The organism is Parerythrobacter jejuensis (assembly GCF_039536765.1).
In the GTDB taxonomy this organism is placed as follows: Bacteria; Pseudomonadota; Alphaproteobacteria; order Sphingomonadales; family Sphingomonadaceae; genus Parerythrobacter; species Parerythrobacter jejuensis.
On record NZ_BAAAZF010000001.1, the window covers coordinates 1,152,249 to 1,166,181 of the forward strand.

16 protein-coding genes are annotated in these 13,933 nt (G+C 59.8%); 6 read left to right on the forward strand and 10 right to left on the reverse strand.

What is annotated here, in order from left to right:
* The first annotated feature begins 11 nt into the window (after positions 1-11).
* From ABD653_RS05625 to ABD653_RS05645, 5 genes are read left to right on the forward strand one after another with little or no spacing between them, the layout of a single operon-like run.
* Entirely contained in the window at positions 12-980 is a 969-nt protein-coding gene (locus tag ABD653_RS05625; protein WP_160777778.1) for a thiamine pyrophosphate-dependent dehydrogenase E1 component subunit alpha, read from the forward strand.
* Complete coding sequence (locus ABD653_RS05630) at positions 980-1,966, forward strand: alpha-ketoacid dehydrogenase subunit beta (RefSeq protein ID WP_160777779.1); 987 nt, start codon at positions 980-982, stop codon at positions 1,964-1,966. Before ABD653_RS05625 ends, ABD653_RS05630 begins: the two co-directional genes overlap by 1 nt.
* A 3-nt stretch (positions 1,967-1,969) precedes the next feature.
* Positions 1,970-2,200, forward strand: a complete 231-nt coding sequence (locus tag ABD653_RS05635; RefSeq protein WP_160777780.1) for a biotin/lipoyl-containing protein — start codon at positions 1,970-1,972, stop codon at positions 2,198-2,200.
* A 10-nt stretch (positions 2,201-2,210) separates the two neighbouring features.
* Positions 2,211-2,597 (forward strand): nuclear transport factor 2 family protein, encoded by a 387-nt coding sequence (locus ABD653_RS05640; protein ID WP_160777781.1) that lies wholly within the window; start codon positions 2,211-2,213, stop codon positions 2,595-2,597.
* 6 nt (positions 2,598-2,603) lie between these two features.
* Positions 2,604-3,527 carry an SDR family oxidoreductase gene (locus ABD653_RS05645; RefSeq protein ID WP_160777782.1) on the forward strand — a complete coding sequence of 308 codons (924 nt, stop codon included), beginning with the start codon at positions 2,604-2,606 and terminating at the stop codon, positions 3,525-3,527.
* A 10-nt stretch (positions 3,528-3,537) separates the two neighbouring features.
* Here ABD653_RS05645 and ABD653_RS05650 read toward each other — a convergent pair whose 3' ends face one another.
* Positions 3,538-4,290 carry an SDR family NAD(P)-dependent oxidoreductase gene (locus ABD653_RS05650; RefSeq protein ID WP_160777783.1) on the reverse strand — a complete coding sequence of 251 codons (753 nt, stop codon included), beginning with the start codon at positions 4,288-4,290 and terminating at the stop codon, positions 3,538-3,540.
* Between the two features lies 1 nt (position 4,291).
* On the reverse strand, positions 4,292-5,710 hold the full coding sequence (locus tag ABD653_RS05655) for an aromatic ring-hydroxylating oxygenase subunit alpha (RefSeq protein WP_160777784.1): 1,419 nt from the start codon (positions 5,708-5,710) through the stop codon (positions 4,292-4,294).
* A 99-nt stretch (positions 5,711-5,809) separates the two neighbouring features.
* Between ABD653_RS05655 and ABD653_RS05660 the strand changes: the two genes are divergently transcribed.
* Positions 5,810-6,352 carry a VOC family protein gene (locus ABD653_RS05660; protein WP_160777785.1) on the forward strand — a complete coding sequence of 181 codons (543 nt, stop codon included), beginning with the start codon at positions 5,810-5,812 and terminating at the stop codon, positions 6,350-6,352.
* Between the two features lie 3 nt (positions 6,353-6,355).
* Here ABD653_RS05660 and ABD653_RS05665 read toward each other — a convergent pair whose 3' ends face one another.
* The 8 genes from ABD653_RS05665 to ABD653_RS05700 all read right to left on the reverse strand — a co-directional run bounded on the left by ABD653_RS05665 (position 6,356) and on the right by ABD653_RS05700 (position 13,913).
* A complete protein-coding gene (locus tag ABD653_RS05665; protein ID WP_160777786.1) occupies positions 6,356-7,165 on the reverse strand; it encodes a helix-turn-helix transcriptional regulator in 810 nt (269 codons plus the stop codon).
* Positions 7,166-7,271: 106 nt separating this feature from the next.
* Entirely contained in the window at positions 7,272-8,480 is a 1,209-nt protein-coding gene (locus ABD653_RS05670) for an acyl-CoA dehydrogenase family protein (protein WP_160777787.1), read from the reverse strand.
* Between the two features lie 4 nt (positions 8,481-8,484).
* Positions 8,485-9,240 carry a ThuA domain-containing protein gene (locus tag ABD653_RS05675; RefSeq protein ID WP_160777788.1) on the reverse strand — a complete coding sequence of 252 codons (756 nt, stop codon included), beginning with the start codon at positions 9,238-9,240 and terminating at the stop codon, positions 8,485-8,487.
* Between the two features lie 11 nt (positions 9,241-9,251).
* Positions 9,252-10,022, reverse strand: coding sequence for an SDR family NAD(P)-dependent oxidoreductase (locus ABD653_RS05680; protein WP_234032097.1), 771 nt, complete (start codon positions 10,020-10,022; stop codon positions 9,252-9,254).
* Positions 10,023-10,031: 9 nt separating this feature from the next.
* Positions 10,032-11,180 (reverse strand): thiolase family protein, encoded by a 1,149-nt coding sequence (locus ABD653_RS05685; RefSeq protein ID WP_160777789.1) that lies wholly within the window; start codon positions 11,178-11,180, stop codon positions 10,032-10,034.
* Positions 11,177-11,596 carry a Zn-ribbon domain-containing OB-fold protein gene (locus ABD653_RS05690; RefSeq protein WP_160777790.1) on the reverse strand — a complete coding sequence of 140 codons (420 nt, stop codon included), beginning with the start codon at positions 11,594-11,596 and terminating at the stop codon, positions 11,177-11,179. The genes ABD653_RS05685 and ABD653_RS05690 overlap by 4 nt, the downstream gene beginning before the upstream one ends.
* Entirely contained in the window at positions 11,593-12,672 is a 1,080-nt protein-coding gene (locus ABD653_RS05695) for an acyl-CoA dehydrogenase family protein (protein WP_160777791.1), read from the reverse strand. Before ABD653_RS05695 ends, ABD653_RS05690 begins: the two co-directional genes overlap by 4 nt.
* The gene (locus tag ABD653_RS05700; protein WP_160777792.1) at positions 12,669-13,913 is read right to left on the reverse strand and encodes a cytochrome P450; all 1,245 of its coding nucleotides are present in this window, start codon (positions 13,911-13,913) and stop codon (positions 12,669-12,671) included. The genes ABD653_RS05695 and ABD653_RS05700 overlap by 4 nt, the downstream gene beginning before the upstream one ends.
* Between the last annotated feature and the right edge of the window lie 20 nt (positions 13,914-13,933).

Consider the following 13,933-nt stretch of genomic DNA (forward strand, 5'->3'; position numbering starts at 1 on the left):
AAGGGCCACTTATGGCTGACATCGACCGCGAGAAGCTGCTCGATATCTACACCCGCACCATGAAGGTGAACCGCACGGACGAGAAGTTCCGCGCCCTGCTGATGGAAGGCAAAGTCGCTGTAATGTATTACTGCGTGCGCGGGCAGGAGCTGGTCTCCGCCGCTGCGATGGCAGCGCTGGAGCAGGACGATTACGTCGTGTGCACCTATCGCGGCCAGGGCGAGCAAACCGCCAAGGGTATTCCGATCGAGAAATGGTGGGGCGAATGCCTCGGCAAGGATACCGGCACCTGCAAGGGCAAAGGCGGCACCATGCACATCACCGATCCCGACACCGGGATCATGGTCACCACCGGCGTGGTCGGTTCGGGCCTGCCGATTGCGAATGGCCTGGCCATGGCGAGCCAAAACAACGGTGATGGCCGGGTCACACTGGTCAGCTTCGGCGATGGCGCGGCCAATATTGGAGGCTTCCACGAAGCAATGAACATGGCCCAGCTGTACAAGCTGCCGATCATCTTCCTGTGCCAGAACAACCGCTATGGCGAGCATACCGCCTATGCCGACCATACCGACAGCCCCGACATTTCCAGCCGCGCATCCGGCTATGGCATGAAGGGGATCAAGGTTGACGGCAACGATGTGAACCAGATCTACCCGGCAATGGAAGAAGCTGTCGCTCATGCCCGCTCCGGCAAGGGTCCGGTGCTGGTCGAGGCCATGTGTTACCGCATGATGGGCCACTTCTTCGGTTCCGATTTCTCCTACATGCCGCCCGAGCATCTGGAAGAAATGCAGCGCGAAGATCCGCTGCCCAAACTGCGCAAGGTGATGCTGGAGCACCAGTTTACCGAAGAAGAGCTCGACAAGATCGTGGCCGATATCGACGCCGAAATCGATGGCGCGGTCGAACATGCGCTGGCCGCCGACCTGCCGAGCACCGATGAAATCTACAAAGATGTTCTTGAGGAGACCGCGTAATGGCTGAAATCACCATGACCGAGGCCCTCAACAAGGCCATCGATGAAGCCATGGCCGAGGATGACGGCGTCTTCTGCCTGGGCGAAGATGTTGCGGCCAAGCAAGGCGGCGGCGTGTTCAAAGTCACCTCCGGCCTGACCGAGAAATATGGCGAGAACCGCATTCGCGCGACGCCGATTTCGGAAACCGCGATCGTCGGTGCTGCCGTGGGTGCTGCACTGGCCGGGCAACGTCCGATCTGTGAAATCATGCTGATGAATTTCGTCGGCGTGTGCATGGACCAGATCGTCAACCACGCCGCCAAGCTGCGCTTTATGTCGGGCGGGCAAACGCCCTGCCCGATGGTGCTGCGCACAACTACGGGCGTGGGTGTCGGCTTTGGCGGGCAGCACTCCGATATGCTGGAAGCATGGTTCGCCCATGTCGCCGGCATTCACGTGGTCACGCCCAGCAACGCGGCCGATGCGCGCGGGCTGATGCGGGCCTCCATCGATGCCAATGATCCGGTCATCTTTATCGAAAACATCCTGTGTTACGGGCTCAAATCCGAAGATCCCGGCCCAGGCTATCGCGTGCCTTTGGGCAAAGCAGCGATTGCCAAGGAAGGCAGCGACATCACGCTGGTGACTTATGGTCGGACCGTTCTCGATGCGCTCGAAGTCGCGGGTGAGCTCGACAAGGAAGGCATCTCTGTCGAAGTGATCGATCTGCGGACGATCGCGCCGTATGACGAGGAAACCGTGCTGGCTTCGGTGCGCAAGACCGGCCGCGCGATCACCCTGCACGAGGCTGTGCGGCCCTTCGGCACCGGTGCCGAAATTGCTGCCAACATACAGGAGAAATGCTGGGACTCGCTCAAAGGGCCGGTGCGCCGCATCGGGGGCACATTTTCTGCCGTGCCCTTCGCCACAGTGCTGGAACAGGCGTGGATTCCGCAGAAAAGCGATCTGGCCGGCCAGATCAAGGCCAGCGTGGGGAAAGCCTGACCGATGGCGAATGAAATCCGCATTCCCAAACTGGGCATGAGCGCGCAGGAAGTCACCCTGACCGAGTGGATGTTCGGCGATGGCGAAGCGGTCTCGACCGGCGATGTGATCTATACCGTGGAAACCGACAAGACGACTGTCGAGGTACAGGCGCAAGCCAGCGGTACGATCCATCCCACCGGTGACGAGGGCGCTGTCTACAAAGTCGGCGACCTCGTCGGCACGATTGCCTGAGGCGGGCCGGATGAGCACACCGCGCGAGCTGCTGAGTCAGGTCTATGCCAAGGCTGGCGCCCGCGACTGGGACGGGGTCGAGGCCCTGATCCATCCCGATTTCATCCTCCACGAAGGGGAATCGCTTCCCTTTGGCGGGCAATGGACGGGCAAGGATGCTCTGCAACGCTGCGCTGCGGCAATGTATGGCACTTGGGAAGCAGCCTCGGTCGATATCCATGACATTACCGGCGGAGACGAATGGGCGGTGGTTGTCCTGACCCTCACCATGACATCGAAAAAGGGTGGCGCGCCATTCCAGCAAACCGTCTGCGAAGCTGGCCGGTTCAAAGACGGGCTGTTGCATGAATTGCGCATCCATTATTTCGATGCGGCGGAAATCGCCGGGAAAGCCTGACGCCCGATGACAATCGAGAAAATCTGTGTGCTTGGTGCGCCTGCCGACCAGGGCCAGCCCTTGGTGCAGTCGCTGCGCAAGGCCGGCTTCCACGTCACTGCCGGCGTGCGACGACGGAATGCGCTGGCTGATACGCCCTTCCCGGATCTGCCGACTATCCATGCCGACATTACCGATCCCGATGCGATGGCGACGGCATTTACCGGGCAGGACGCAGCAGCGTTCCATTTGCCGTTTGAATTCGATCGGGAAAAGGCAGCAGGATTTGGTCGGGTCATCGCAGAAGGGGCGCAGCGCGCCGGACTGAAGAAGATCGTTTTCAATACCGCCTGTTTTGTAGCGGATCATGATCTGGATCTGTCAGCCCATGATGGACGACGCGATATCGAGGCGGCACTGGAAGCGACCGGCATCCCGTGCGTCTTCATCGAGCCGACCGTGTTCATGGACAACCAGTACCGGATCTGGACCCGACCGCTGATCATGCGCGAAGGGGTGTTTGCTTATCCGGCCAAGCCTGACCTGAAGATCAATTGGGTCTGCCTGGACGATGTCGCCCAGGCCATGACGCGTGCCTTGCAAACCGATGCAGCCGATGGCCAGCATGTGCCGCTTGGAGGGCCGCAAGCTCTGGTCGGTGACGAGGTTGCCGCGAATCTGTCCGAAGCGATTGGCAAACCAGTCCGTTTCCAGAGCCTCGCACCAGAGGAATTTGCCGCACGGATGAGCGAACTCGTTACGGGTTCGCGCGAGGTCCAGCCGCTCAGCATCTATGACGGGATGGCCAAGTTCTACGCGTGGTACAATGCGCAGCCGACATCACCGCTGTTGGCCGATCCGGCGCACGCGCGGGACTTGCTCGGGATGGAGCCGACAACCCATCTCGATTGGGCCAAATCCATGGATTGGAGTGCAGGCCTGCCGGGCTAGGCCAGAGCAGCTACAGCGTCTGCCCGTCATCCAGCACGAAGTCCGTGCCGGTCACGAATTCCGCAGCATCGGAGCACAGGAAGAGCAGCATCGCATCGAGCCCTTCCTGCCCCATCAGGCGCTGTTTCGGGAAGCGTTTGACCTGTTTCTTGCCCATATCGGTATCGAACCAATCGGCATTGATATCGGTGCGGATATAGCCGGGCGAGATCGTGTTGACGCACATTCCGCGCCGTGCCCATTCGCGCGCCAGGGTCCGCCCCAACTGCACCACGCCTGCTTTGCTTGCCGAATAGGCCGCCAGGCCGGGCGAGGGTTGAAACGCCGTGATCGAGGCGATCATTACAATCCTGCCATTGGTCTGTCCCGCCGCCATCAGTCGCTTGGCACCCTCGCGGGCCGTCAGTAGCGCCCCTTTCAGATTGACGTTCAGCGTCCGCTCGATTTCGTCTTCGGGCATATCGGTGGCCATCCCGGCCCCGTCGATCCCGGCATTGGCCACGATCGTATCGACGGTGCCGAAGGCGGCTTCGGCCGCGTCATAGCCGGCAATGACGTCCGCCTCGCGCGCGACATCCATTTGGATCGCCGTTGCCCGCGCGCCAAGCTCGCCAGCCAGCGTGTCGAGCCGATCCTTGCGCCGAGCCGCGAGGGCCACATTGGCACCCGATTGAGCAAGCAGCTGACCGAAGCGAGCTCCCAGTCCCGAGGATGCGCCAGTGACGATCGCCGTGCGCCCAGTGAGGTCAAACGAAAAGCCCACCTCAGGCCGGCAATTCGCCGTTGATATATTTCATCAGCGTGGTCTGGAAATGCCGGACCCGGCTGTCCTGGTACTTGCCCAGTTCCAGCATACCGTCCTTCATCGCCTTCATCCCGGTCTGGACATGCGGCAAATTGGCCATGTCCTGATCGAACACATTTGCCAGCTGCGGGCCCATCTTGTCCGCCGCCCAGGCAAAGGGCTCATCGTCGGGTATATAGGTCCGCTCGACAGCGCGCGGCCGATCCTCGCCCTTCGGTGTCGGGAACAGCAGCCGGATTTCCATCACGCACCAATCGGGCGTATCGCCCGGCAGCCAGCGATAGACCAGCGTCGGCAGATATCCGATCCACGGGCTGAAATTGGGGAAGATATTGTAAGTGAAATTATCGAGGATCTCGGCATCAGACGCTTCGGAATAGTCATAGCCGTATTGCTCGGTGAAGCCTTTACGCCCGGCCTCTGCCAGCACTTTACGCGCCATCAACGGATCGTCGGCATCAAACTCGTCACCGCCATCGCCCGCAGCAAAGCGGCGATTGGTGCTTGCATCGGCGCCACCGGAGAACTCGTTCATTTTCTCCAGAACATAGTTCTGGTCTTTCCCGTAGAGGTGCGGACTCAGGACACCGGACGGTGTGATCGCGCGATTGAAATGGTCACCGATATGATCGTAGCGACTGTTTGCATCCCCCAGGAATGGCAACAGTTGCGGGTGCGTGGTGATCGAATGCCACGCCTCCATGAAAGCTTCCGCCGTTGCTTTCCAGTTGGCCGGAATCCGCTTCGCGATCCACATGCCAGTAAATCGGTTCTCGAAATCATACCGCTCATAATGGCTGGCCGCCGGGCCGAGCCATTCGGCAAAATCGGGCAGGTCATCATTCTCCGTGATCATGATGAAACCATGCCATTCTTCCACCCGGACTTCGGGCAGGCTCATATCCTTCTCTTCGAGATGCTTGAAATCCCATGCGCAGGGGATTTCTTTCAGGCTGCCATCATTCTTCCAGGCAAAACCATGGAACGGGCATTTGAGCTGGGTGGTGGTACCGGATTTGGTGCGCAGCTTGCGCCCGCGATGCAGGCAGGCATTGTAAAACGCCTTCACCGTCCCGTCTTGTTGGCGGACCAGCAGGTAGCTGCGATCATTGATCTCGAACACGACCGTATCGCCAGGATCAGGCATTTCATCGACGCGCGCCGCGAACAGCCAGACATTGGGCCACAGCCTCTCCCGCTCCAGCCGCGCGAACTCTTCGCTGACATAGGACTCGGTCGAGAGAGCCTCGGTCCCCATGTCGGCGATCGTCTCTTCGAACAGGTAATCGGGCGGTGTGCGGGTATCGCCTTCCAGCATCTCGGTATAGTCCATACCGGGGCAGCGATCATCGCGGACGACCTTGGTGCTCTCGTTCATCGAAAAGAACCCTCTCACATTGCGCAGTTTCGATTACGCATTTCATGCCACAACGTGGCCATGAGTTATCCTAGCGTAACTGTGAGGAGTGAGGCAAAAATGGCCGTCGCGAACAGCATATCCGCCCTGGGCCCTGTCATGCAGCTGGCCTTCGTCCCGAGCGACTTTGATGCCGCCATCCGGCATTGGACTCAGACCATGGGCGTGGGGCCGTTTTTCCTGATGGAGAGCATCGCGCTCGACGATATGCGCTATTGCGGGGAACCGACCGAAGCCGTCTTCACACTGGCGCTGGCCTATTGGGGCGACATGCAAATCGAACTGATCCGGCCGGAAAACGACGCGCCTTCGCACCTTTCAGGTGACTACGGGGTGCGGGATCGATTGCACCATACCTGCCTGCTGCTCGACGATATCGCAGATGCTTACGCAGCCTGCGAGAAACATGGCGCGAAAATCCTGGTCGAGGGCAAAGTGGGCGACGAAGGCGCGGTGATCTATGCCGATCCGGGTGGAGGCCCGGGCCACGTGGTCGAAATGCTGCAAACCCAGCCCGGAACCCATGATTTGTTCGGGATGATCAAACAGACCGGCATCGGCTGGGACGGAAAAGATCCAATCCGCTCGCTCGGAGCGGGTTAGCCGCTATTCGCTTGCGCCGAGATAACCCAGCTGGCCGGCCTTGAAGATCGCCTGCGCCCGGTTGACGGCGTTCAGTTTTTCGCCCGCACGATGGATATGATAGCGGATCGTCGCATGGCTACGCTCCAGTATCATACTGATTTCCATGTCCGTCTTGCCGATCGCAGCCCAGCGCAAGCACTCGACTTCGCGCTTGGACAAGACGCAATCGCTGGGAATACGCCGCTTAGCACGATGCGCCTGGACGTAGCCTGCAACAAAACGCCTGACAGCCGCTGACAGCAATTCGCCATGCAGAGCGAAATCCTGCGAAAGGTCCGTCTTGTCCAGATCTTCGGATATGAAACTGTTGGCCGAGATCTGCGCGAATGGCAGATGGATTGGAACAACGATGGCTGCCTTGCACAAGGATCGCTTTTCAAAATCGCGCAGGTCGATTTCGTCGAGATAGCTGTTGGCCCACATGGTGTGGAAGCCATCGGCATTGACCCAGAACGGCTCGCTCTCGTAGCGACAGGCCCGTGGCAAGGGTGAATGCAGCGCAAGGCGATGGTCTTCCCACCACCGCATACCATCATCCAGCCAGCCGAAGATGTCTCCGTTGATGATCGTGCCATCGGCATCAATCATCGGCTCCTTGGACGAAATGTCATCGCACGTGCTGACCCTGAACCCGCGTTCGCGAGCCAGTTCTGCCAGCGCAACAGCTGCATCGTGAATATCCTCGGTGCTGCGAACGGTCACTGTTTCCAGAACCTTTGACACCGACGAGCCGATCCGCTGTCGCGGGAATTCAACTACCTCTGCCCTCATGTGCATAGGTATCCACGATTTTTGCGGGATGCACAAACGATTCGTGCGCTTGACGCAACGTCACAGGTATCGATCATTGCGCCAACAGGCGCAGTTCAGGAAATTTTCAGAGCCCGAGCACGGTCTTGGCGATGATGTTTTTCTGGACCTCGTTCGACCCGCCAAAAATGGTGGACGCGCGATTGTTGAGGTACTTACCCATCGCGATCTGGGCGAGCGGGCTCCCCACCGGTTCCGGCGCTTCGTTGCCATAAAGCGGGCGGTCCATCGGCAATTGCAGGGCGTCATAGCCCAGCAATTCGAGGCGGAGAGTATCTACTTCCTGGCCGATATTGGCCCCCAACAGCTTGGTCAGCGATGTTTGCGGACCGGGCGAGCGACCTTTCGCCAATTCGGCCAGAATGCGCAGCTCGGTCACTTCCAGCGCCTCCGCCTCCAGCTTGGCGCGGGCAAGCCGGTCGCGGAAGCGCGGATCATGCGCGATGGCGCCATTGACGCCAGAAGGCTGCTCTTGTGAGAGGTGTTCCAGTTCTTCGATTGTCTGCAGCAGCTTGGGCGCAAAACACGAACCGCCGCGTTCATTCTCGAGCAGGAACTTGGCAATCGACCAGCCCTGCCCTTCCTCACCGATCCGGTTGTCGACGCTTGTCTTCGCATCGCTGAAGAAAACCTGGTTGACCTCGTGATCGCCGGACATGGACAGGATTGGCGAAATCTCGATCCCGGGCTGGTCCATCGGCAGAAGGAGGAAAGTGATCCCGGCCTGCTTTTTCACTTCGGTATTGGTCCGCACCAGCGCAAAAATCCAATTGGCATGGTGGGCATGGGTGGTCCAGATCTTGGACCCGTTGACGACATACTCGTCACCCTCGACACGCGCACTGGTTTTGAGTGATGCCAGATCAGATCCGGAACCGGGCTCGGAATAGCCCTGGCACCAGTAATCGGTCCCGGAGAGAATGCCGGGCAGGAAACGCGCCTTTTGCTCGGGCGTGCCGAAAGCGCAGATGACGGGGCCGACCAGCCGCAAGCCGAGGATCGACAGTCCCGGCGCGCCGGCCAGAGCACACTCCTTTTCGAAGATGAACTTCTGCGTCGGCGACCATCCAGTGCCGCCATCCTCCTTGGGCCAATGATAGGCGACCCAGCCTTTTTCATAGAGGATGCGATGCCATTCGAGCCCGATATCCGGCTCGACAAAAACGCCTGGTGTTCGCCGCGCGCCATCGCGCAGGCTTTCAGGGAGTTCCTCTTTCAGGAAGCTCCGCACTTCTTCGCGAAATGCCAGGTCCTCTGGCGAGAATTCCATATCCATGAGGTCAGTCCCCCTCGCGCATTGCCCAGGCGATGGAGCGCCTCAGCAGGTCATAATAGACATCGTAATTCCACGCGCACATTTCCTTGTGCGGATAGAAATCGGCCATGCCCGGCAGATCATAATGCCCGCGGCAATGGCCCAACGTGTTGTACACGATCCGCCCCTTGCCCATGTCACGGGTGTAAAGGATCGGGACCGCAGTCTTGTCCCATTTCTCCTCGACGAAACCGGTCGCCTCGCCTTCGAACGTGGTTTGCATCAGCGTCTCGATCTTGGCTGTCGTGTGCGACAGATAGAGCTCGTCGACCACTTCGAAATCCTCGATCCCGCGTGTGAATTCGTGATCCTTGTTGACGACCTCGACCGGAAACGGACCGATTGGCGGATGCGCTTTGAACTGGGTGCCCAGCATTTCCATCATGTCGGGGCGGTCATTGGGCGTATCGACCAGCCCGCTTTCAGTGAAAACGAGGATCGAATTGGTCCCGTGCAGTGCCAGCCATTTGCCGCCGCCTTCAACCCAGGCACGCAATTGCTGCGCCTGTTCCTTCGTCGGCATCAGATCACAGGTATAGGTGATCAGGAACCGGCATTGGTCGAGCCGTTCCAGCCCGGAATAGTCGCAACCAACCGTGGTGCGGATATGCGGATGCTCGGCCAACAGCTTGAGCAGCTCCAGCCGCGGGTAGTCGATATCGTGATACTTGCCGGCAGCAATGAAATGTGCGTCGATCCGTGTCGTTGGTTGGTCACCCATGGCGTTTCCCCTTAACTTCTGATCGACCCACCGCCATCGACCGTAAAGTCGACACCGGTCGTGAAGCTGGCATCGTCACTGGCCAGAAACAGGACTGCCTTCGCAACTTCGTCCGGCTCGCCGATCCGGTTCATCGGGTGGGTTGCGGCAAAGTTGGTCTCGATATTCTCCGGCGTATCCATGCCCGAATATTTATAGCGGTCATACATCGGTGTGCGGATCGCGCCGGGATGCACCATGTTCGCGCGTACCGGCACGCCGCGCTCCGCACAATCAAGCGCAACCGAGCGTGTCAGGCCGACCAGCCCCGCCTTGGACGCGCTGTAGGCGGCGACGAAAGCGGCGGGGCGGATAGCGATCATCGAACCGATATTGACGATAGAGCAAGGTTCCCCCGTTGCCTCCATCGCCGGCAAGGCCGCCCGGCATCCGTAGAACGGGCCGACCAGATTGATATCGATGGTTCGCTGCCAACTGTCGAGATCGACATCGACGACATTGCCCGGTTCGGAAATGCCGGCAATATTGCACAGGGTTGTAATCTTGCCGAAGCTGTCGACCGTCGCTTTGACGGCGGCGTTCCACTGATCGAGATCGCGCACATCAAGCTGGAAGGCCTGGGCGCGATCCCCCAATTCATCAGCCAGCGCCTGCGCCTTGTCGATCTGGATATCGCACAGCATCACGCTGCCGCCTTCTTCGACCATCTTGCGCCCGACTGTCGCGCCGATCCCTTCGGCTCCGCCCGTAACCAGTGCGACTTTTCCGTCCATGCGGCCCATATGTGTTCCCTATCTTTGCAGGATCGCGACGGCGCTCAGGCCCGGTGCGCCATAGACATGGCTGTAGCCAGTCTTGGGCATGGTTGGCACTTGGCGCTCGCCTGCCCGTCCACGCAATTGTTCGACATTCTCGTAAACCTGACGCAGGCCTGATGCTCCGATCGGTTCTCCGCAAGCGATGCATCCGCCATCGGTATTAATCGGCATCTTGCCGCCAATTTCCGACCAGCCTTCGGACAGCCATTGTTCCTGATCACCGTCCTTGCAAAACCCGTTCTCGGCCATGTGCATGATTTCAGCGCCGCTTTCAGTGTCCTGCAATTGCGCGACTTCGATGTCTTCGGGGCCAATGCCCGCACCTTCGAAGGCAGCTTGCGAAGCGAGGATAGTCGGCTTGCCGCCATCCTTCACACTGACGCCGGCCTGAAACACTTCGAAACTGTCAGGCGGCCGTGTCCGCACGGCGATATTGGCAATCTTGACACCATCCGCGCCCAGTTCCTTCATCTTCTTTTCCGATGCCAGGATCAGCGCGACGCCGCCTTCCGCCGGGGCACAGAACATGTACTTCGTCAGCGGATCATTGATCATCGGGGCGTTCATGATCGTGTCCAGATCGATCTCGCTGCGCCGCCAGGCATGGGGCGTCTTCGCTCCATTGCGAAACGCCTTTTCGGCGACGCGGCCCAGCGCCTCTCGGCTGATCCCGTGCAATTGCATGTACCGCTGAATCTTGAGCGCGAAGAATTGTGTAGTTAGCATCATTCCGGTCTGGCCATACCATTCGGGCAAACCGTAATCCGATGGCTTGGCGTTGAAAGCCCCGCGCGGATGCTTGTCGAACCCAACGGCCAGGGCCAGATCATACATCCCGCTGGCAATCGCCTGTTGCGCCGATACCAGCGCGCTGCCGCCGGTGGCACAGCCATTGGCCACATTGGTGAAAGGCAGGCTGGTCAGGCCCAGCTCGTTGACCATGATGTCAGCGCTACCTGCCGCTGCCGAACCGCCATAGGCGCATTCGATATCGGGCCAGTCGAGCCCGGCATCCTGCAAAGCCTGCCGGACGGCGAAGACACCCTGCTCCCGGCCCGAGCGTTCCTCGGTCCGCCCGAACGGGTGGATCCCGGCGCCGATAATATAGACATTGTCGCTCATGCTGCGGTTTCTCCTGCATCCGCATCAGGGCGGAAGGCAAAGGTGGTGTGCTGATCGTTGAAGGGGACGATGCAGAAGGTCATCGGCATGCCCAGCCGCAAGTCTTCCAGTTGTGCATCGACAATCCGGCTCTCGACAATCACTTCGCCCGGCAGTTCAACATAGCCGATCAGGAAGGGCTGGAAATCATGCGGCCCCTCGCCCGGCCCTTCATAGGGTTCCTTCGGGCGGAAATCCTGGCTGGTCCATGACCACAGCTTGCCGTGACGCGACAACTTGTAGGGCTCGACATCGCGAGCCGCATCGCCCTGCGGCATCGGGAATACGATCTCGCCAGATGGTAGCCTGCCGCCCATTAGATGCGGCTGGGCATCATCGCTCCACAGCGCCGTGTCGATAGGTGTCAAATCGCTCATGCTGCCTCTGCGTAGTCGACCAGAACAGCGCCCGGGTCACCGAACAGCTTGTTGAGAAGGAGGACGCGCTTCATCGCGTGGCCGATGGCCAGTTCGTCGGTCACGCCCATGCCGCCATGCATCTGCACGGCCTCGCGCGCAACGCGATCAACCTGCTCCCCGATAAAGGCTTTGGCTCCGGCGCAAGACTTGCGCCATCCGGCTGCATCTTCGTGATGGCCCAAGGCTGCGCGATACAACATCGAACGCGCCTGTTCGACGGCGGCGTAGCATTCCACCAAGCGGTGCTGGAGAGCCTGGAAGCTTCCTATCGCCACGCCAAATTGCTCCCGCTCTTTCACGTAAGCAACTGTATCGTCGAGGAGGCGTTGCCCGAGGCCGAGCATCTCGGCCGCGGCCAGCAAGCGAATGTCGTCGATAATCGGTTCCAGTCCGGCGAGATCCAGATCGAGCTTGGCCGCAACAGCATTGGTGCAGCGCAGCTCGCTCGCGACGCTGCCATCGGCGATCACGTAATTGCGCCGCTCGACGCCCGATGCATCGGCATCCAGCAGGAACAGCCATGTGTCGCCATCATGCTCTGCCGACACAATCAGCGCATCGGCCATCGCTCCGCCCAAGACCAGCGTCTTTTCACCGGTCAAAGCGAACCCATCGCCATCCTGTTTCGCCGTCATGCCCCGGGCCCGCAAATTGTAACGCTGGCGCCTTTCGGCCAGCGCGCAGGCTGTCACGCGCTCGCCCGAGAGCAGCGCCTCGAGTGCGCTCGATTGCCCCGCAGCGGCCAGTATTCGCGCCGGCAGCACACCGTTTTCGAGCCAGGGATCGGGAGCGCTGCCCTTGCCCAGAGCCTCACCGACCAGGGCAAGATCGACCGGTGAGCCACCCATCCCGCCTTCGTCCTCGCTCGCGACCAACGCAATCAGGCCCAGTTCGGCAAGCTCTTGCCAGCGCGCTGCGTCATATCCATTGGGCTTGCTGCGAAGCTGGCGGCGGAATTCGGTATCAACCGGCGCGACAAAACGCTCGACCGTAGCTTTGAACAGCTCCTGCTCTTCGGACAGGTCGAAATTCATGCGATTTTCTCGAAGGTGATCGGAAGGCGCGTGATCCCGCGCAGCAGGATGTTGGGCAGGATCGCGATGCCGCCTTCATCCGCGACCTGGAAATTGGTCAGGCGGCTCAAAAGCTCATCAAAAGCAACAAACATCTCTTTGCGGCTCAGCATATTGCCGACGCACATATGCGGCCCCTTGCCGAACGCGACATGGGCGCGGGCATTCTGTCGTTCGATATCGAACTTGTCAGGGTCCTCGAACTTGCGCGGGTCGCGATTGGCCGCAGCATAGCGAAGTTGCAGCATTGTGCCTTTGGCAATCGATACGCCGCCAAGCTCGGTGTCTTCCCTGACCAGACGCCACATACCCGCAGTTGGTGTTTCGTAGCGCAGCGCCTCTTCCACCAGGTTCATGATCAACTTGGGATCATTGCCACCTGCAGCAGCAACCGCTTTGGCCATCTGGTCCGGGTTGCGGATCAGTTGCAGCAATCCGCCAGCCAGCGTCGAGGTGGTTGTCTCGTTCCCGGCAACCATGAATTGCTGCATGATCGACATGATTTCCTCGTCGGTCAGGGGCGTTTCGCCTTCGACCCGGGCCTCGACCAGATCGGTCAGCAGATCATCGCCGCCATTGGCCCTGCGCTCATCAATCTTGGACTTCATGTATCTCTGGTATTCGACGAAGCTGCGCGCACATTCCAGTTCGCGCTCGCGGCCAACCATCTGGCTGAACCGGTCAACCGCAGCGTCAGACCAGGCCTTTACCTGTTTGGGATCCTTGTCGAGCCCGATTTGCTGAGCGATCATCGCGACCGGAAGCGGGATCGCGAATTCCCCGACAAATTCACACTCGCCTTTGTCGGCAAAGCCTTCGATCAGCTCGATCGATTTGGCCCGCATGTCCTCTTCGATCGCGTTCACGCGCGGGGCGGAGAAAGCGAGATTGACCAGTTTGCGATTGCGCGTGTGGACAGGATGATCGGCGGTCAGCAGCGTAGGCGGATTGTCCCAACCTTCAGCCAGAATCGCCTTGATCTCGTCATCTTCCGCACCCATCAGCGCGCTGAAATCATTCGAGAACAATTCCGGCTTGGTATTCACCTCGTTGCAGAGCTCGTATGTGAACACGACATGCGTGTTCATCTCCGGAAAATGCTGGATCGCGACCCCGTCCGCATGCGCTTTGGCATAATAGTCAAACGGGTCGGTCAGTGTTTCCGGAGCGAAAAAGTTCGATTGCTCGGCAGGCTTGTTCAAGGCACGCGCTCCCATCAAGA